This window comes from Sphingobacterium bambusae (genome assembly GCF_033955345.1).
GTDB classification, from domain to species: Bacteria; Bacteroidota; Bacteroidia; order Sphingobacteriales; family Sphingobacteriaceae; genus Sphingobacterium; species Sphingobacterium bambusae.
The window spans coordinates 603,340-622,998 of the sequence record NZ_CP138332.1; the positions used below are offsets into that span (position 1 = coordinate 603,340).

Sequence of the window (19,659 nt, forward strand, 5' to 3'; positions counted from 1 at the left end):
AGTGGTAGGAAAGCCTCTATCTATCCAACCAACTGCTTCACAGGAGGAGCAAACTTCGTTAAGTCGATGCCCTTCACTGCATTTTTATATTCTTCCACATTCGGAATTCTTCCCAATATAGCCGAGAGCACCACCACGGGCGTTGAAGCCAATAAGGACTCTCCTTTTTTACGTTCGGAATCTTCCACCACACGTCCTTGGAAAAGACGCGTTGAGGTCGCCAATACCGTATCACCTTTAGCAGCCTTCTCCTGATTTCCCATACATAGGTTACAGCCAGGGCGCTCTAGGTACATGATATTTTCATATTCCGTACGGGCATTGCTTTTTGGTAACATATCGCTAAACTCAAAACCAGAATAGCGTTGTAGGATTTCCCAATCGCCTTCGGCCGTTAGCTCATCAATAATGTTGTAGGTTGGCGCTGCCACCACCAATGGTGCATGGAACTCCACCTTACCTTGTTGCTCTTCCAAGTTTTTGAGCATCTGCGAAACGATTTTCAAATCGCCTTTGTGCACCATACAAGAACCAACGAAACCAAGGTCAACCTTCTTCTCACCCGCGTAGTACGAAAGGGCGCGAATGGTATCGTGCGTATAGCGTTTAGATACATCGTCGTTGTTCACATCCGGATCGGCAATCATTGGCTCGGCAATAATATCCAAGTCAATCACCACCTCGGCGTAATATTTCGCATTTTCATCAGGCGTCAACGCAGGTTTCTCACCCGATTTGATTTCAGCAATACGTTTATCCGCTCTGTTGATCAATCCTTGAAGTACATGCTTATCGTTGTCCATGCCTTTATCGATCATAATCTGGATCCGCCCTTTGGCGATCTCCAACGATTCGATCAAGGTGTCGTCCTGCGATATACAGATCGAAGCTTTCGCTTTCATCTCGGCCGTCCAATCCGTAAAGGTAAAGGCCTGATCCGCAGGAAGCGTACCGATATGTACCTCGATAATTCTTCCTTGGAACACATTTTCGCCAGCAAACTGCTTCAACATTTGCGCTTGCGTTGCATGCACCACATCACGGAAGTCCATGTAGTCTTTCATTTCGCCCTTGAAGGTAACCTTCACCGACTCTGGGATAGGCATGGACGCCTCGCCCGTAGCCAAAGCAAGTGCTACTGTGCCCGAATCGGCACCGAAAGCCACCCCTTTGGACATCCGCGTGTGCGAATCGCCACCAATAATGATCGCCCATTCATCCACCGTGATATCGTTAAGCACCTTGTGGATCACATCCGTCATGGAATGGTATTCTCCTTTCGGGTCGCGAGCGGTGATCAATCCGAAATCGTTCATGAACTTCATCAACTTCGGAATATTTGCCTGCGCTTTCTTATCCCACACAGACGCCGTGTGACAGCCCGATTGGTAAGCACCATCTACGATCGGTGAAATTACCGTTGCAGCCATAGATTCCAACTCTTGCGCAGTCATCAACCCGGTGGTATCCTGCGAGCCTACGATGTTCACTTCTACGCGTACATCCGATCCGGCATGCAATACCTTGCCCGGTGTTGTACCTACGGCATTTCTGTTGAAAATCTTCTCAACAGCTGTCAGTCCTTGTCCTTCCACCGAAATTTCTTTGGATGGCGCAAATACCGGCGTAGCCTCTATACCGAGGATCTTCGCGGCAACCGTCTGTATTTTTTTACCAAAAACGATAGCGTAAGAACCGCCCGCTTTGATAAACTCCATTTTTTGTGGTGTAAAAGCCTTCGCAATATCGATAAGCTCTTTATCGCCGTTGTATAATTTCTTTGTTTTCGTGTTGATGGTCAACTCCGTTCCGGTCGCTACCGAGTAAACCTCTTCTAAGATAGGTTCCCCTTTTTCGTTGCGTACCACGGTTCCATCGGCATCAACCTTCTTCACCCAGTTTTTAAGGTCTAGACCAATCCCGCCTGTTACATCTACGGTTGTCAAGAAGATAGGCGAAATGCCATTGGTACCACCCACAATTGGCGCGATGTTCACAAAAGGAACATATGGGCTAGCCTGCTTACCCGTCCACAAAGCCACGTTGTTTACCCCCGACATACGCGATGAGCCTACGCCCATGGTACCTTTTTCGGCGATTAACATTACGCTTGCATCCGGGTGTTTCGCTTGTAAAGCGCGAATTTCATCCTGCGCAGCAGGGGTAATCATACATTTACCGTGCAACTCACGATCCGAGCGCGAGTGCGCTTGATTTCCCGGAGAAAGTAAGTCCGTCGAGATATCGCCTTCACCAGCAATAAACGTCACGACTTTGATTTCTTCGGCAACATCAGGCAATTGGGTAAAGAACTCTGCTTTTGCATAGCTCTCTAAAATATCTTTAGCCACGCCGTTTCCAGCTTCGAAGGCATTTTTTAAACGTTCGATATCGGCGTCATACAAGAACACCTGTGTTTTCAACACCTTCGCCGCCTCAGCCGCTTGCGCCGCGTCAGCGCCCAACGCCAAGTCTAGTAACACTTCAATGGAAGGGCCACCTTTCATGTGCGACAAGAGCTCGAAAGCATAAGCCGGCGTGATCTCGGCTACCGTCGCTTCGCCTAGGATAATTTCTTTTAAGAACTTAGCCTTAACGCCCGCTGCACTGGTGGTGCCCGGTAGGGTGTTGTAAATAAAAAAGTTTAGCGAATCTGCTCGGTACGGATTGCCCGAGTCTTTAATTTGTGTGATAATGTCACTTAGCAGGTCTGCGCCATCAATCGGTTTAGGGTGTAAGCCTTGCTGTTTTCTTTCTTCAATCTCTTGAATATAATCGTTGTAAGTACTCATCATTAAGAAATCATTTCAAATTTTAAGGGTATTGTACGAACCTAGTACAGCCTCTTTTTTTAAAATTTTTAATATTTATTATGCCAACATAACACTGTGCGCGACCTAGTATACTAACAAATAATGCGGACGAATGTTTATGAAAAACGAAATCGGTTATCGTTTTTTGATTTACGACAAAAATACGAAAAAAGAATAGGTTTTAATAAGGTTCTGGCTAAGCTAAACGTTAATTTGGAATAAATCCAAACAAGATTTTCCCAACTTTCCTACAAGGATAAAATTGTAAGAACGCAGGGAGAAAAAAGCCTAAATTTCAAGTTTATTTTGCATAACATGCAAAAGTGGCAACTATGCCGTAAATAAAATTCACGAGAGCAGTTGCCACTTATGACACTAAACAGACTTATTTCCAGTGCTTATATGCTTTAATTCCTGCACAGCGAGGGTTGGATTTGCAGCGCCAAAAACACTGCTTCCAGCCACCAACACATCGGCTCCCGCCTCAAGTAGTTGCGCGGCATTATTGCGTCCCACCCCGCCATCAATTTCAATTAACAGCGCGTCGTTAACAGCAGCTGCTAGGGCGCGAAGCTCTTTAATCTTGCTATAGGTTTGTTCGATAAATTTCTGCCCGCCAAAGCCGGGGTTTACCGACATCAAGCATACGAGGTCGATATCGCGAATCACATCCTTCAGCAGGCTTACGGGCGTATGCGGATTGAGGGCAACGCCAGCCTTGCAACCCAGTTCGCGGATGCCAGCCAAGGTGCGGTGCAGGTGCGTGCAAGCCTCATAGTGAACGGTGATGACCGCCGCACCGGCCTCTTTACATGCCTTCAAATACCGATCCGGGTCAACAATCATCAGGTGCACGTCCAGCGGTTTCGTGGCATGCTTGGCAATAGCCTGCATTACCGGAAATCCAAAGGATATATTGGGCACAAACAGCCCATCCATAATATCGATATGGAACCAATCGGCCTCACTGTTGTTAACCATGTGCACCTCCTCGTAAAGTCGCGCAAAATCGGCGGCTAGCACCGAGGGTGCAATCAAGTGTTTTGTTGTAGACATGTATGCTTCTTTTTTAGCAAAGATAAGGAAGTCAGCAGCTATTCTTCGAGGAATTTCGTAAATTAATCGGTCAAGCGATTCCGCGGAGAAATAGTACATTTGTGTAGAATTGCAGTGTTCATCTAAAAAAAGGTACGGTAAGTGGCTAAACTCAAAATAAATTATAACAGGGAAAAGAATCAGAACAACTCCTTCTTGGTCAAGTTTGCGATGGTCATTTTGGCCATTGTGCTGATCTGTATTTTTCTTCCCAAGCAGCCCCGGTTTAGGTATGAGTTTCAAAAGGGCAAAGCCTGGAACCATGACAACCTTATATCGCCCTACAACTTTGCCATCTTGAAGACGCAAGAGGAGCTGATTCGCGACCGCGAGCAGATCTTGAAGACTGTACAGCCCGTTTACACGCTCAATACCAGCGCCAGCAAGGAGCAGATTGACCAGTTCAATACCGACATTGCCGAGAAATGGCAGATCAGCAATATGGATTCTCTCGGGCAAGGCAACCTCGAAAGCTATCAAGCCGTCGGCAATGCCCTGCTCAACTATGTGTACAACCGCGGTATCGTATCGCTCAACAACCGATACCAAAACAAAGGGCTCAATCCCGAAAATGTAGACAAAACACAGAGCCAATACAACTTCACACTGATCCACGAGAACATCGCCCAGCAGAAGAACACGGCCGATATCTTCACCATTGAATCGGCCAATCAATACATTCAGCAATCGCTTGCCAAAAACAACAAGATAGGACGCAAGGCTTGGCTCTCCGAAATCCTAAAAAACTACGTGACCTTGAACTACGTCTTCGACGAGAACCTCACCAACAAGGTTGAGCAGAATGCGCTGGCCAACATATCCAGCACGCGTGGCGTGGTGCAAAAAGGCGAACTTATCGCCGAGAAGGACAAGATCATCAACAACGAAACCTACCAGCGGCTGGAGTCCCTGCGCAAGGTGTTTGAAGATGAGGCGCGCATCAGCGGCAACCAAAATTTCGTTGCCTTTGGCCAGTTTATCATGATCTCCCTCTGTATTGCCCTGCTTATGGTGTTTCTCTATTTCTTCCGGCCTTTTATCTACGACAACAACAGGTTGGTGATGATCGTCCTAATTGTTATCGTTGCCATGCTGGGCGTCTTGTCTTGGGCCATTAATATGAAGATTCCAAACCTGTATTATATCCCCTACTGTAGCGTTCCTATTATCTTCCGCGTGCTGTTTGATACGCGCGTAGCGCTCAATATACACCTCTTGATGGTGCTGATCGCTGCACTCTTTGTACCCAACAGCTACGAATTTGTGTTCCTGCAGTTTATTGCCGGTATGGTATCCATCTACAGCATCAAGACCCTGGTGAAGCGCGAGCAGTTCTTGGTTTCATCCTTGATTATCTTAGCTACTTACATTGTAGCCTATGTAGGCTTGGTATTAACGCGCAATGGTTCTTTCAGCAACATCTATTGGACGGACATTGCTCCTTTTATCGTCAGTGTGGGGCTTACCCTCCTCGCCTATCCGCTGATCTACGCCTTCGAGCGCTTGTTTGGCATTGTTTCCGACTTGACCTTGATGGAGCTTACCAATAGTAATTCGCGCATCCTGCGCGAGCTTTCGCTCAAGGCTCCCGGCACCTTCCAGCATTCGCTGCAGGTAGCCAACCTGGCGGAGGCGGCGATCTACAAGATCGGTGGAAACCCGCTGCTCGTCCGTGCTGGCGCGCTATACCACGACATCGGCAAGATGTCGAATCCGTTGTTCTTTATCGAAAACCAGCGCTCGGGCAACAACCCGCACGAGGAACTGACGCCCGAGCAGTCGGCACAGATTATTATCTCGCACGTGCACAAAGGCGTGGAGATGGCTAAAAAGAATCTATTGCCCGAGGTGGTGATCGACTTTATACGCTCGCACCATGGTACCACACGTGTAGACTACTTCTACAACAGCTTTGTTAAAAACAATCCGGATAAGTTGGTCGACGAAAGTATCTTCCGCTACCCTGGCCCGGTGCCTTTCTCGAAAGAAACGGCGGTGCTGATGATGGCCGACTCGGTGGAGGCTGCCTCCCGCGCACTCAAAGACCCTAGCGAGGAGTCGATCAATAAGTTGGTGGATAAGATTATCGACTACAAAATTACGCAACGGCAGTTTATGAATGCGAACATCACCATGCGTGATATTACAGAAGTTTCGGATATATTTAAGGCGATGTTGAAGAGTATTTACCATGTGCGCATCGACTATGATGTAAACAAGAGCAGCAGCCCTGCCACGGCCTAAATAAAAAATCTTTTTGACTGTCAGAACGTTATTGTTTTTTCGCAAAAAATACGTTTTAACGCTTTGCAGAATAAAATATTTGCGTTATGTTTGCACTGTCAAAACACGGAGAGGTGCCTGAGTGGCCGAAAGGAACAGTTTGCTAAACTGTCGTACTGGAAACGGTACCGCGGGTTCGAATCCCGCCCTCTCCGCCAAGACACATTTTCAAAGCTTTTAAAACAGCTTAAAAATAAGTCAAAAGCCTGCAAAACAACAATTTGCAGGCTTTTTTCGTTTATGAGGATATAGCAAAGTTTTCATAAATACTCCTAAAAGTTGTGGCATATCTGTGGCAGTTTTAAATTGAAAAATAAATTGCCACGAAAAACACCATAAACAACTGTATTACAAGTTGTTTAGCAAAAGAACATCTTGATTTAAAGACGATTTTGATCGACATTTACTTACTTTAAATTATTATGTTATGTTGGAAACACACATTTCGACCACATTTTTTTTAAAAACGTCTAAAAAATCGGACGACGAACGATTTATCTACCTTCGAATTTCGATCAACGGCATTCCAAAGGAAACTTCAACAAAGAAAAAATGGGCAGCTACAAGATGGAACCAAAAAAAAGAAAGAGCTTTAGGTACTAAAGAAGATGCTCGAACTATAAATGCCTACTTAGACGATCAAATCAAAAAAGTTGAAAAACTAGCTACCGTTATAGAAGATAAAGGAATTCCGCTTACATCACAGATTTTGATGGATTCTTATACAGGCAATAATTTGATATCGACAAAAGTTCTTGACGAATTTGCAAAACACAATGAAGAACTATTTGCTCTAATTCCATCAGGGGAAGTTGCAGAAGGCACACACACACGATATGTAACTGCGCGATCACATGTATCTGACTTCATCCGTTTCAAATATAAATGTGCAGATCTGGAATTTAAGCAGCTAAACTTTGAATTTGTTAAGGAGTATGAACTTTACCTTAAAACAGTGAGAGGTTGTAATCATAACACAACACTTAAGTACATAGCAAATTTTAAGAAGATTGTACTGCGTGGAGTGGCTAAGGACTACATTCCTAAAGATCCTTTCATGATGTTTAAATCTAAAAAAACGAAGCCGAATAAGAAGCCACTATCTAGAGAGGAGTTATCAGTACTCGAAAGTAAGAATTTCACGACAAAGCGTTTAGAGGTTATTAGGGATATCTTTGTTTTTCAATGCTATACTGGACTTGCATATAGTGATGTATACAAATTAGATAAAGCAAACATCGTAAAGGGAATAGATGGAGAACTTTGGATTATGGATAGCCGGAAGAAATCAAAATCCGAATTTAATGTTCCACTCTTACCAAAAGCACTGGAGATAATTAATAAGTATAAGGACGACCCGGATTGTATTTCAACCGGTAGAGCACTGCCTGTAAAGTCGAATCAAAAAATGAACGAATATTTAAAAGAGATCGCTGCAATTTGTGAAATTTCAAGTATTCTAAATACGCATAAGGCGAGACGAACATTTGGAAGCACTGTGACTCTAGCAAACGGTGTCCCAATCCACGTTGTGAAAGATATGCTTGGCCATCAATCAGTGAAGCAAACAGAGGAATACGCACTGACAGAGCAGGAAGCGATAAGCAAGGAAATGCAAACATTAAGACGAAAGCTATCTAAAAAGGAAAATAATTCACGATCAATTATCGAGAAGAACACTACGTCCTCCCTTAAGAAGCTTGACATAGATCGTCCTTTGACCAATGACGAATTGAATTTAGTGGCACAATTTATTGAATCTTTAAGAACGAAATCAGCTGATTGAGCGATAACATCCGCTAATATTATTTGTAAATTTACAACCGACTGGTTACTAAATTAATTATTTATGATTAAGAAAAAAAACAGCGAGGCACAATTGGAAGAGGCCAACTATATTACTGTAATCAAACGGCTGAGTGGTAATTTACCTACAGCATACTTGTTTATCGCCATTATTCTAATCTTGCTTCCAAGTACCCCCTATTCTCCCTTTAATGAAAAAATAAATCAATTATTGGAAAAGATTGGTTTTGTTGCGATGACATCGGGCGTTTTTGCCTCTGTTTTGAAATCAATCCAATTTACAGGAGTATTTAGAGAAGAGCTAAACAAGGTAATATCTGGAAGTGCTTTGTTAAAGAACAGAAAAGATCTACCAGATCTTTGGAAAAAAATATCTAAAATAATCTATTCTGAAAAATTTCCAGAAATCAATGAGACTCTAGAAGACAGGATATTGGACACCTATTTCCCGACAACGAAGAACCACTACAATGAAGATGTCGTAGCATCGATAATAATCCATGAGCTGACGGATGATTTTGTCATTCATTACACACAGACTATTCAATACGTTTCTGTTTTAAGCTCGAATGGCGAAGCGTCGGAATTTAATTTCACTTCAACCCTAACTGACGATGAGAATGTTGAGGAAATGACTAGATTGATATCGTTAAAAATTGACGAGGAAGAACTGCAGAATAAGATAGTACCTATAGAAAATACTGGCGAAGGCTTGATAACCTACTCTATTACTGTTCCGCTCATTGGTAAGGACAGATTTTCGATTCTTCATAAGATGGAGAGACGGTACTCGTTGAAAGCTGAAAACTATAAATTATTACGTTTTAATACATTAACAAAAAATGTAGATGTAACAATATCATTTCCACCTGAAATTGAAGTATCCTTTTTCGGAGTAGGGATAATCACTGAGTTTGAAACAGTACATGAGGGAATTCCGAATTGCATCTCTAAGCGTCATAGAAATGACCTAATTCTCCCCAAACAGGGTTTTGGACTGAGTTTTAACAAAAAATAATTTCTACAACTAACTTTTATTTGTAATTTAGCTGTAGTATTAAACGAGTAATAAACAATATATTTGGACATTATGAAAACATACGAGATCACATTTGGAAGCAATGATCTGATTGGATAAAAGATCATGCAATGATATTCTAAAGAAGGTGTCTAATAAGGCACCTTCTTTTTGTTTATAGCGCATCTAGCACTCCATTATATTTTCATCGCCAATATTAAGCTGCAAGTCGATATGTTGTGCTTTTGAGCATTTGTAGATGTGTGTTTGTCGCAAATAGGGAGTCTATGCCATCTGGATTGCCAATCAAAGCCTCGTTTTTCCACTTTCTTGCCCATTTTCTTAGGTTATGAGCAATGGCCATCAAACCGAACTCCACAGCAACTTTCTGTAGTCCTTTCATACTGAATCGGGTAAACCTGTTGTTGCTCTTCATTTGTCCAAATACCGCTTCAACTTCTACAGGTCGCTTACTTCGATGATAGAGCCCCTGTTCCGAGAGTAGTCTTTCTCGAGCCTTGGCCTTGAGCCAGGTAAGTCGGTGGTTCACTTCAATCAGTCGGTTACCTTGAGCTTTATGGCACTGACCTCGCATCGGACATCCTTCACATCGCACAGCTTGATAGCAACTCACTTGGCTGGAGTATCCGTTGGCACTAGCCCGAGTTGAATGACCAATAAAGCGAAGTTTCTGTCCTGCCGGACATACATAAAAGTCCTCCTGCTGGTTGTAATACAGGTTTTGTACCGAAAAAGGATCCTGCCTGTGCTTACGCTTTTGCTCCATATGAAAGTAATTGTACTTGACAAAAGCGGTTATCCCTTTTCCTTCCATCAGCTCATAGTTTTGCTCGCTACCATATCCAGCATCTGCGACAATTAACTCACTCTGCTTTCCGTAATGGGATGCAAAGCCTTCCAGATCTTCCGGCAAGGTTGTGGTGTCTGCGGTAGTCTGATGGATACTATAGTGGGTGATGAACTGTTCTTCGGTACTGATCTGCGTATTGTAAGCCGGTTTGAGCTGACCGTTCTTCATATGATCTTCTTTCATGCGCATAAAAACGGCATACGTATCGGTTTTACTATAGCTATTGCGATCCCCTAGTATTTCCAGCTGTTGTTCATATTTCGCCAATCTAGGCAAATAGTTCTCTTCAAGTTTCTTGAGCTGCTTATCGGTGGACTTACAGCTCGCTTTGAGCTTAGCATTTATCCCTTTGATTCTTTCCTTCAACCCTGCACTATCGATTGCCTTACTCATTTCTTGATTGCCTAATGAAGATTGATCTTCGGTTATCTGCGCATCAATCGCCGAAAGTACAGAGGCGATGTTAGCTTCCAGTTTTAGCTTGTTCTTTTGGATGGATTTCCTCCAAACAAACGTATAGCGACCTGCTAGCGATTCGATCTTGGTGCCATCTACATACTGAACGCGCAAGCTGACATACTCCAGGTCGTGCAACATCCGAACGATGCTTGCAAATAAATCCTGTATTTGACCTTTAAGACGCTTACCTCGAAAATAGTTGATCGTACGGTAGTCAGGGGTGCTATTTCCTGAAAGCCACATGAAATAGATGTTCTCCTGCAGGGCGCGTTCGATCTTTCTGCAGGAATAGATATTGCTTAAATAGGCGTAGAATAAAACTTTAAGAAGTATCCGGGGATGGAAACTTGTGGTGCCTCCGCCTTTATATTAAGAGATAAGGTGTTCGATATCCAGTTGATCAACAACCTGATTAACCAATCGAACGGGATGGTTCGATGGAATACGATCAAAAATATCCTCGGGAAATAGGCTAGGGCTATTGGATGGTAAGGCTTTAAATTGTACTTTCATATCGTTTTTTGGGTGCACCTTAAGATACAAAATCTTAAGGACAAAAAACAGAAAAACCCCGCCATTTTTTATGACGGGGTTCTTTGTTTAAGAAACCTTTTTAGACAGCCTCTTTTTATTTGAAAATACCTTAACATCCTTCGAATCCCAGATTTCTCAGATGAAGTGCTGTTTCTTCTTTAAATTTCATAAACTCTTCCTCATTTTGGTATCTGGTGTCTACTGCACTGCCTTGGTCCCATTGTGTAGTACCAATACAATATAAGCTTGACAATACGTTTGGATGGTATGTACCTTTCAGAATAGACAGAATGTCAAACGCAAACTCCGAAAAATGTGTTTCCGAGTGCTGTAAAATCATCCTATAGTAAACTGTATCACTTATCTTTTTACTTCTTGATGCTGCATAATAAGAAAGCGCCTTATTTTTCCACCTAATATCACAATTTTCGATCACTGGAGATATTTTCCCGCTGTAGTACCTGTCTAACTTATTTACCCGAAGTATGGATCCACCATAAAAGCCTCTTAGCACTGACGCCTCCAAGAGTGTATCGATCGCATCAAAATCCATGTCGTCTACCTCCCGTAGCTCAAAGAAAACAGTGGCACAGAAAAAGTCAGATGGCAGATATAACTTTACCGGTTGGTTATTCGGCTCCACCCGAGCCAACAAAGGTTTTAGCTTGGACAATTGATCGACCGCTTTACGGACACTCCGTTTATTAAAAGTTGCTTTTATCTCTATTACACCTCGTACATATTCTACTGGGATTGCAAGCGACTTTCCTTGATCAGACGAATCTGGATTGTTTTCTATCCATAGTACTGGGGATTCTAACTGATCGTAGATGATAACATCATAATGTACCATAAACTCCGAAGTTGGTATGCCTGAAGAAATTATAAAACCAGAAGTAACCGCGTATCGTTTTGGCAAGAACTCGCTCAACCATTTTCTAAATTCAGCCTCTGCAATACGGCCATGCTCAGTTTTCACCCTTTTGCTGCTATTCTGCTCCTTTGCAATATCGTACGCCTGAAGCATCTTGTTTTTGGACGAAAGAAACTGCTTCCAGCCTTGGCTGGGAATTTGGACTTTAAGAGGAAATCTCTCGCTTTTCATTTATCTTGGCTAATGTATGAAATAAACAATCTTAATTCTGCGCAAGGAGGTAGTAAACATTTCCTACTATTTGTAATATCAAAGTGCTCCTTTCGACTCCATTTTATTTAACAAAATGAAGCGATCGAACAAAAGTAGTCGTTTTATAAAATAATTAAATCAATACAATGAAAATAATTTTAAGGACATGACACGCTTCACATTTTTAATTTTTGTAAACTTTCATTTTTACAATCACAACTTTGATAAAACTAAAAATTATAAAAAAACAAGCGTTAGGGCTGATACTATCCATCCTAACCTGCTCATATTACAAAATTGACCAGCAAGCTCCGACCTTAATTATAGACCCTATTTTTGAGGACTTAAAAGAAAGTTGGATAGAAAGCGAAAAAAAGAAGGTAACGGACCATGGATCAATTTCAACAGTCCAAACACGCTGCGATTGTATTATTCGCAATCAATCTGCCGGTAATTCCTAACAATTTAATTACATCGGCAAAAAAAAAGGTTAATTAGACGTTTTTTAGTACTTTCGTGAAGTAAGCTTGTGAAATTCGCAAACTAAATAATTAACCGACTTAATGAAAGACAAATTATCAACCATCTTGAAAAAGCTGTTTCTTAGCTCAATGGCTGGAATAGCCGCAAACCAACCCGCTAATGCCGCAAATGTGGCAGAAACAATCTCCTCCAATCCAAAAGAAAAAGAACTATCTTTCGATAAGGAAGCGGATTTAAGCCCAAAGCTTTTACTAAAAGTAAATTCTGGTGGCGATTGGTCAGTAGTTTCGCACCGTAGTCACCGTTCACATTCATCACACAGATCACATTATTCCAGTTCTACGAGTAGTAGCAGCTCCTCTCGGTCTACAAGTTCACGTAGTACAGGATCCTCGTCAGGCTCTAGTAGTTCATCATCATCAAAACCTTTAAATTTTAATAGTAGCGGTTCATCAGGCAGCTCCGGTTCAGCAGCATCCAATACTGTGAGGCCTTCGACTAGTATATCGTCGGGAATAACTGCAACGGCGCTTAAACTTGGAGACCGAAACTTAAAAAAAGGGATGATTGGTAGTGATGTAACAGAATTAATTAACATCCTATTAAAAAAAGGCTACCTAAAGCTTGAAAATGGCGAGAAGCAAGTAACAGGAACATATACCTACGACGAAACCATTGAGGCGACCATCAAGCGCTTCCAAAAGGATAATAATATCACCGTAGATGGAAATTGCGGCTCGACTACAGTTTATTATTTATTGTATCTGTAGTATGCAAATAGAACGTTATCAGCATAAGATTTTATTTACGATAGAATCCTCATTATACAGCGAGGCCGTAATACATAAGTGCTTTTATTGGTATCTATCCAAGTTTCAGATCGAAATACAGTCGGTGATGCATCATTATCAGGTAACTGTTGATCAAATTTCATTAGAGGTAGACCAAGAACATCTGATAGCACAGATAAAAAAGAATTTGGTTGATTATCACACGCGAGAAATAATCACCAGAGAGACCATAGATATCAGGACACTTTTAGTAGTGAAAGCGTTCGCGCACGACGATGCCTTTGACGATATGCCAGGTGGCGATCTGAATGATACAGTTGGATTTAGTGCTTCAGATTTTAAGTAGGAATATGTTTATGGATGGTAATGCGATTAAAGATTTCCGAACTTTTAAATCGCCAATGTATTATGGTAGCGATAAGGATACTTACTATCTTCTACCCTTTCGGTTTCATCAGATTAGCGATAGTAAGGAAGTACTGGTCAACGAGATTGGTGATTTCATTTTAGCGCCTACTGGAACAGCAACGCGTATTGCACGCCGGCAAGTGACCAAGAATGAAGAACTGTATGCGGATTTGATAGCTAACTTCTTCATCTCCGAGAACGCAATCCCAGACCTAATTGACGTAATGGCTACTAGGTACCGGACAAAAAAGTCTTTTTTGGACGACTTCACAGCATTACACATCTTCGTCGTTTCATTGCGTTGCAACCATTCCTGCCACTACTGCCAAGTGTCAAGAGTATCCGAAAGTCGACAAGATTTTGATATCTCTATAGAAAATCTAAAGGCCGGTATTGAGCATATGTTTCGGTCACCTTCACCATCAATTACCATGGAATTTCAAGGCGGTGAACCGCTTTTAGCATTCGATAAGGTAAAATATGGTGTAGAATATGCAAAGCAGTTAAATGAAACCTACAACAAGGAAATTACCTTTGTAGTCTGTACAAATGCGACAGTATTTACGGAAGATATCCTAGATTTCTGCTTGTTGAACGATGTAATGGTATCGACTTCCCTCGACGGCCCCTCCTTCCTACATAATGCCAATAGACCGAAAACAGGAGCCAAAAGCTACGAAATGGTGCTACAGGGTATCACCGATGCCAGAGAAAAGTTAGGTTATGAAAAGGTGTCTGCACTTATGACCACCACGGCGTTAAGTTTAGATTATCCAACGGAAATTATTGACAACTACATTGAGAATGGTTTCAGAAATATTTTCCTCCGACCTATTAGCCCATACGGTTTTGCATTAAAAAATGCGAAAAAGAATCACTACCACACGCAAAAGTATCTAGAGTTCTACAAAAAAGGCCTTGATTATATTATTCAACTCAACAGAAACGGCCAGTTTATTGTTGAGGACTACACAACTGTCATCTTAAAGAAGATCCTTACCCCTTTTCCTGTCAGCTACGTGGATCTACAGTCTCCCGCAGGGATGATCAACAATGTGATTGTATTTAACTACGATGGCTACGTTTACGCAACGGATGAGTCAAGGATGTTGGCAGAAAATCAAGATTTCACGTTTCGAATGGGACATGTACAAGACCAATACCGAGACATCTTCTATGGTAAAAAAGCTAAAACCTTTGCTCAATATTGGTCAAATGAAAGTTTGGCGGGTTGTGCCGATTGTGGCTTTCAAGCCTATTGTGGTGCGGATCCCGTATTCCATTATGCCTCGCAAGGCGATTTTGAAGGCTTTAGACCCGATTCAGATTTTTGTATAAAGAATATGGAGATCATTCGACACATTTTTGAATTGATTGACACCCAGGGCGAGTCCCTACTTAAGATTTTCTATTCATGGATAACCAATACCGAACAAAACTAGAATGACTACATGATCCAGCTTAATTCGCGGGGAATCCCCATTAATATAGAAAGCCCTACGTTAGCCACTATCTTTGCAAAATCCATAAATAATGACCTTGTTGCTCAACGTGCGGATGGAGGAACTATCGCATTGTACAAGCACGTTCCGGAGCTTAATAACGATCAAATGATTGTAGGACTTCAGAAATTGGACAATTTAACAGAAGGAGATATTGTTTACATAAATACAAACGGAGCAATCAATACACTCTACAGAAGGGATTCATTGCATAACGCGCTCTTCATCACTGACCGATGCAACAGTAACTGTTTGATGTGTTCACAACCTCCCAAAAATCATGATGATCTATCCCATTTCTACGCTATAAATACTGCATTGATATCGATGATACCTAAGGATACTTTAGAGCTAGGTATTACTGGAGGAGAGCCGACCTTACTTGGTCAAAGGTTTCTTTCATTACTTGCACAGCTCAAGTACGAACTTTCTAGCACAGAGATTCATATTCTATCCAATGGACGAAGTTTTGCGTGGAGACATGTGGCGCAATCCATTAGTAAAGTTGACAATAGGCGAACGGTATATGGAATACCACTTTATTCGGACGATTATCGACAACACGATTACATCGTACAAGCCAAAGATGCATTCAATCAAACGGTCTTAGGAATGCATAATATGGCAAGGTATAACCAACGGATGGAAGTTCGTGTTGTGCTTCACAAGCAATCTTACCGTCGCTTACCGCAACTAGCAAAATATATCTATAGAAATCTCCCTTTTATCGAACACGTGGCCTTTATGGGGCTAGAGTACACCGGGTATACCGTTAAAAATCACGACCTGTTATGGATGGAACCGGTCGCTTATGCCGAAGAGCTCGAAGAGGCAGTATTGTACTTACATGCCATGGGGATGAATGTTTCTATTTACAATCTACAATTGTGTTTACTAAAACAATCACTATGGCCGTTCGCTCAAAAATCAATTTCAGATTGGAAGCAAAATTATCTTGCGGAATGTAGCAGTTGCAGTAAACTCGATAGCTGCGGTGGTGTATTTGAAACTTCTAAGCGTCACAGCACGCTAATTTCAGCAATACGATAAATGGATAAGAAAAATCGCCCCCTGATCTACAAAAATCTATTTCTGTTAGTTGGAGTTCTGCTACTAATCAATCCGGTCATAATCTACATCGTTTTTGGAAAGATATGGTTATCGCTCCTTACAACACTTGTCGCTGTAGTGTTAACCGTCGGCGTTGCCGAAAGAAAAAAACTTCGGGGCATGTTTACCATATGGCTTAATTTTCTGATAGTAATCTCCATTTTTATCCATAGTGAAGCCGTCTTCACCTCTCGTTTTCCAGAATATATTATCGAAGATTTATATAAGGTCAATCATTATTATTACTTCAATCGTCCATACCTAGACAAAACATTTCAAGACAAGGAATACAATGTTCGGTATAAGACCAACGCCCAAGGATTCAGGATTGGAAGTGATGATGATCCTGATGTACGCGTGCAGGAATGTGATTGGCTATTTATTGGAGACTCCTATACACAGGGCGCTCAGGTTGAGTATGAAGACCTATTTACTTCAAAACTTTTCGATAGTTTTCCCAACAAAATAATAGTGAATGCAGGAATAAGCGGAATGGGAATTATTGATGAATACTACTATTATGTTAATGAAGGAAAACTGTTAAAACCGGAAAAGATATTTTTGCAGATATGCAACTTTAACGACTTTATGAAGGTTGAAAAGAGGACGGCTGGGTTTTCTGATTATCTGATGCACCATTCAAACTTTGCCCGGTTCATGTTATATGACTTAAAATATGCGAACCCTGCTGAGCTACCACTGGGTAGATGGACGGAGCCCTTCTATCCAGACAAAAAATCTAACATTGATTATAATATCTTTTACAGGGAGCAATCTGAGAAGAAGAAGAGAGATCTTAAAAACTTCTGTTTATACCTACAAAAATTTTCGAAGGCCGCAGCGGAAAATGGATCGGAACTGATCTTATTTCAGATTCCAACGAAAGAGCAGGTGCACTTTAAATATCTGAACGAAGTTTTGTCGGAATTCGACATCAACATTGAAGAACTAGACATGAATTTCCCTAATAGATGGCTATCCAAACAATGTAAAAATCAAGAAATTGCTTACCTAGATCTGCTACCAGATTTTACGAGTTCCCAAGCAGCACTCTTTTACGATTTCGATGAGCATCTCAACATATTGGGACATCAACAGATTGCAAACAGTTTACGTAAAAAGATAGAGATGTCACCTTCTGCGCGTGCTGAAATTACCATGCTGAGCAAATCTAATGCGGGAGATCGCTATCCCGTCTTCGATATTCACGACAGCACAGTTTTTTTTCAATCATGGCGAGATGGAAACATGGAACTCTTTTCAGCGGACAGCACCATGCAGAGCGTGCAACGGATAACCTGGAACAACAGGGACGAATTACATTCATGGCCTTCGCCTGATGGTCGCACAATTGTTTTCACAGAAGGTGACCAAGCTTTGAATACCACCAAAGTTATTTTAATGGATATCAACGGTACTAATCGACGATCGATCACAAATGGAATCGATACCTTTGGAGCAATTCCGTCCTTTAGCCCAGACGGTAACTGGATAGCTTATGCTGCTTGGCATTTGCGATCAGGGAACTTCACCAACCCCTATATTGTATTACAGCAGATTCACACCAATGAAGTATCAATTATAACCTCGGATGATTATGAACATTGGCGTCCAATATTTTCACCCGATGGAAAAACGATTTATTACATCGCGAAGGATAAAGACGATCAATTTGATATCTATGCATATTCGCTTCAATCGAAGAAAAGAACAAACTTAACCAAATCAACCTATGACGAATGGGATCCAAGTGTTTCTCCAGATGGTAGCACTATGGTGTATTCTGCCCGCCAAAATGGAAATTGGGATCTATTTCTATTAGATCTACAAAGCGGGGTAAAAAGACGGCTTACCGACTCAAAGGGTGATGAATGGGACCCTACCTTCTCACCTTCTGGCAAAACTATATACTATGCCGCCACTTACGGGCTCAGAAATGGGATATTTAAAATACTGACTTCCGATTAATATGCTTTTTACTTCCCTGCCCTTTATGTCGTTTTTCTGCTTGGTCTGCATTGCTTTCTATACGATAAAAGACAATTTCAGAAGCTCTATCGTAATGGTAGCGAGCTTTATTTTTTATGCCTTTTCAGGTGCCTCCAGTTTATTTTACCTATTAATAATAATATTCGTTACATTCACCGCGATTAAGGCTACGCAAAGGTTCCAAAGTAATACGCCTTGCAAGATTGCCGTAGGCTGTATTATCATTATGCTCTTATCAGCAAAGTACTCTCCAATACCGCAGATCATTAATGATTCTAGCGCATTTGGCCAAGAATATTCAGAAAATATTCTACCACTTGGGCTATCTTTCTACGCTCTACAGGCCATAAGCTTGCTTATAGAGATAAACAAACGAAGGTACTCATCGAAGATTAGCTTTAAGGAAGTATCACTTTTTTGCGGCTTTTTCCCCGTATCCATAGCTGGACCTATACACAGGCCAGACCAGCTTATTCCCCAGTTTACTTCACCAAAATCCATTGATACAAGTAATCTTCATATCGGGATAAAAACATTGATTTTTGGATTTATCTGCAAACTTATCGTGGCCGATAAACTCGCGTTGTTGGTGGATCCGGTCTTCAGCAACTTACAAGATCACAATGGATTCCTTGTTTACAGTTCAACCATACTTTACTCGTTACAGATCTACTTCGACTTTTGGGGGTATTCGTTAATCGCTATTGGCCTAGGAAAATGTCTTGGTTACGAAATCAGTATAAACTTTAGAAATCCATACGCTTCTAAATCATATCAGGAATTTTGGCACCGATGGCATATATCCTTATCCAAATGGCTGAGAGACTATGTATATATCCCACTCGGCGGTAGACGGCGAGGCCCCATTATGTTTGTGTTATCTATTTGTGTTACATTTCTATTGAGTGGAGTTTGGCACGGCATATCGATTAATTTCATTTTGTGGGGAGCCATACATGCTGTTCTTTTTTTGCTGGATAATATATTGGTCAATGTTACTCAAGAAAAACCATTAATACCATATAGAAAGCTGCTTTTTCTACTAACAATCCCCTTCACATGGCTAATATTTAGATTCGAGGAACTCGATACACAGCTTGCTGTGCTGAATTCAATATTTAACTTTTCGGGGTGGTCAATCTCGCAAGCTATGATCTACTTCGGTTCTGGGATAAATTTATTTTGGATTACGCTTTCAGTTTCAATTATGCTGATTGCCCATTCTAAGTTTATCAGACAGAGAATTGAAAGTGCCCCACAGACCAGGAGGGCGATGATAATGGACTGTGTCTTACAAACAGCAGGTATGTTACTTTTAATACTAGTAGGCGACATAGGTAGCCGGCAGTTTTTATATTTTAGTTTTTAGCT

13 protein-coding genes, 1 tRNA gene and 1 pseudogene are annotated in these 19,659 nt (G+C 41.5%); 10 read left to right on the forward strand and 5 right to left on the reverse strand.

Annotation, left to right across the window (positions count from 1 at the left end; translation table 11 throughout):
- Positions 1–20: 20 nt before the first annotated feature.
- Together SCB77_RS02655 and rpe are read right to left on the reverse strand one after the other, a co-directional pair.
- Positions 21–2,795 (reverse strand): bifunctional aconitate hydratase 2/2-methylisocitrate dehydratase, encoded by a 2,775-nt coding sequence (locus tag SCB77_RS02655; protein WP_320184878.1) that lies wholly within the window; start codon positions 2,793–2,795, stop codon positions 21–23.
- Between the two features lie 393 nt (positions 2,796–3,188).
- Positions 3,189–3,869 carry a ribulose-phosphate 3-epimerase gene (rpe, locus tag SCB77_RS02660; RefSeq protein WP_320184879.1) on the reverse strand — a complete coding sequence of 227 codons (681 nt, stop codon included), beginning with the start codon at positions 3,867–3,869 and terminating at the stop codon, positions 3,189–3,191.
- Between the two features lie 141 nt (positions 3,870–4,010).
- Here rpe and SCB77_RS02665 point away from each other — a divergent pair, with 141 nt between their 5' ends.
- From SCB77_RS02665 to SCB77_RS02680, 4 genes are all read left to right on the forward strand, one after another.
- Positions 4,011–6,152: an HD family phosphohydrolase gene (locus SCB77_RS02665; protein ID WP_320184880.1), complete on the forward strand. Its 2,142-nt coding sequence runs from the start codon at positions 4,011–4,013 to the stop codon at positions 6,150–6,152.
- 107 nt (positions 6,153–6,259) lie between these two features.
- A tRNA-Ser gene (locus SCB77_RS02670) sits at positions 6,260–6,349 on the forward strand.
- 269 nt (positions 6,350–6,618) lie between these two features.
- Positions 6,619–7,977 carry a site-specific integrase gene (locus SCB77_RS02675; protein ID WP_320184881.1) on the forward strand — a complete coding sequence of 453 codons (1,359 nt, stop codon included), beginning with the start codon at positions 6,619–6,621 and terminating at the stop codon, positions 7,975–7,977.
- A gap of 63 nt (positions 7,978–8,040) precedes the next feature.
- A complete protein-coding gene (locus tag SCB77_RS02680) occupies positions 8,041–9,015 on the forward strand; it encodes a hypothetical protein (protein ID WP_320184882.1) in 975 nt (324 codons plus the stop codon).
- A 217-nt stretch (positions 9,016–9,232) separates the two neighbouring features.
- Here the strand turns inward: SCB77_RS02680 and SCB77_RS02685 are convergent.
- The 3 genes and pseudogenes from SCB77_RS02685 to SCB77_RS02695 form a co-directional block, all read right to left on the reverse strand.
- Positions 9,233–10,702, reverse strand: a pseudogene (locus SCB77_RS02685) (IS1182 family transposase); the annotation flags it as partial.
- 12 nt (positions 10,703–10,714) lie between these two features.
- A complete protein-coding gene (locus tag SCB77_RS02690) occupies positions 10,715–10,858 on the reverse strand; it encodes a hypothetical protein (protein WP_320184883.1) in 144 nt (47 codons plus the stop codon).
- Positions 10,859–10,988: 130 nt separating this feature from the next.
- Positions 10,989–11,984: a DUF6602 domain-containing protein gene (locus SCB77_RS02695; RefSeq protein ID WP_320184884.1), complete on the reverse strand. Its 996-nt coding sequence runs from the start codon at positions 11,982–11,984 to the stop codon at positions 10,989–10,991.
- Positions 11,985–12,568: 584 nt separating this feature from the next.
- Here SCB77_RS02695 and SCB77_RS02700 point away from each other — a divergent pair.
- The 6 genes from SCB77_RS02700 to SCB77_RS02725 all read left to right on the forward strand — a co-directional run bounded on the left by SCB77_RS02700 (position 12,569) and on the right by SCB77_RS02725 (position 19,657).
- Positions 12,569–13,258 (forward strand): peptidoglycan-binding domain-containing protein, encoded by a 690-nt coding sequence (locus SCB77_RS02700; RefSeq protein WP_320184885.1) that lies wholly within the window; start codon positions 12,569–12,571, stop codon positions 13,256–13,258.
- 1 nt (position 13,259) lies between these two features.
- A complete protein-coding gene (gene hxsD, locus SCB77_RS02705) occupies positions 13,260–13,625 on the forward strand; it encodes a His-Xaa-Ser system protein HxsD (RefSeq protein ID WP_320184886.1) in 366 nt (121 codons plus the stop codon).
- Positions 13,588–15,129 carry a His-Xaa-Ser system radical SAM maturase HxsB gene (gene hxsB / locus SCB77_RS02710; protein ID WP_320184887.1) on the forward strand — a complete coding sequence of 514 codons (1,542 nt, stop codon included), beginning with the start codon at positions 13,588–13,590 and terminating at the stop codon, positions 15,127–15,129. The genes hxsD and hxsB overlap by 38 nt, the downstream gene beginning before the upstream one ends.
- 9 nt (positions 15,130–15,138) lie before the next feature.
- Positions 15,139–16,239, forward strand: coding sequence for a His-Xaa-Ser system radical SAM maturase HxsC (hxsC, locus tag SCB77_RS02715; RefSeq protein WP_320184888.1), 1,101 nt, complete (start codon positions 15,139–15,141; stop codon positions 16,237–16,239).
- On the forward strand, positions 16,240–18,267 hold the full coding sequence (locus SCB77_RS02720) for a hypothetical protein (protein WP_320184889.1): 2,028 nt from the start codon (positions 16,240–16,242) through the stop codon (positions 18,265–18,267). It abuts the gene before it with no gap.
- Between the two features lie 247 nt (positions 18,268–18,514).
- The gene (locus tag SCB77_RS02725; protein WP_320184890.1) at positions 18,515–19,657 is read left to right on the forward strand and encodes an MBOAT family O-acyltransferase; all 1,143 of its coding nucleotides are present in this window, start codon (positions 18,515–18,517) and stop codon (positions 19,655–19,657) included.
- Positions 19,658–19,659 lie beyond the last annotated feature (2 nt).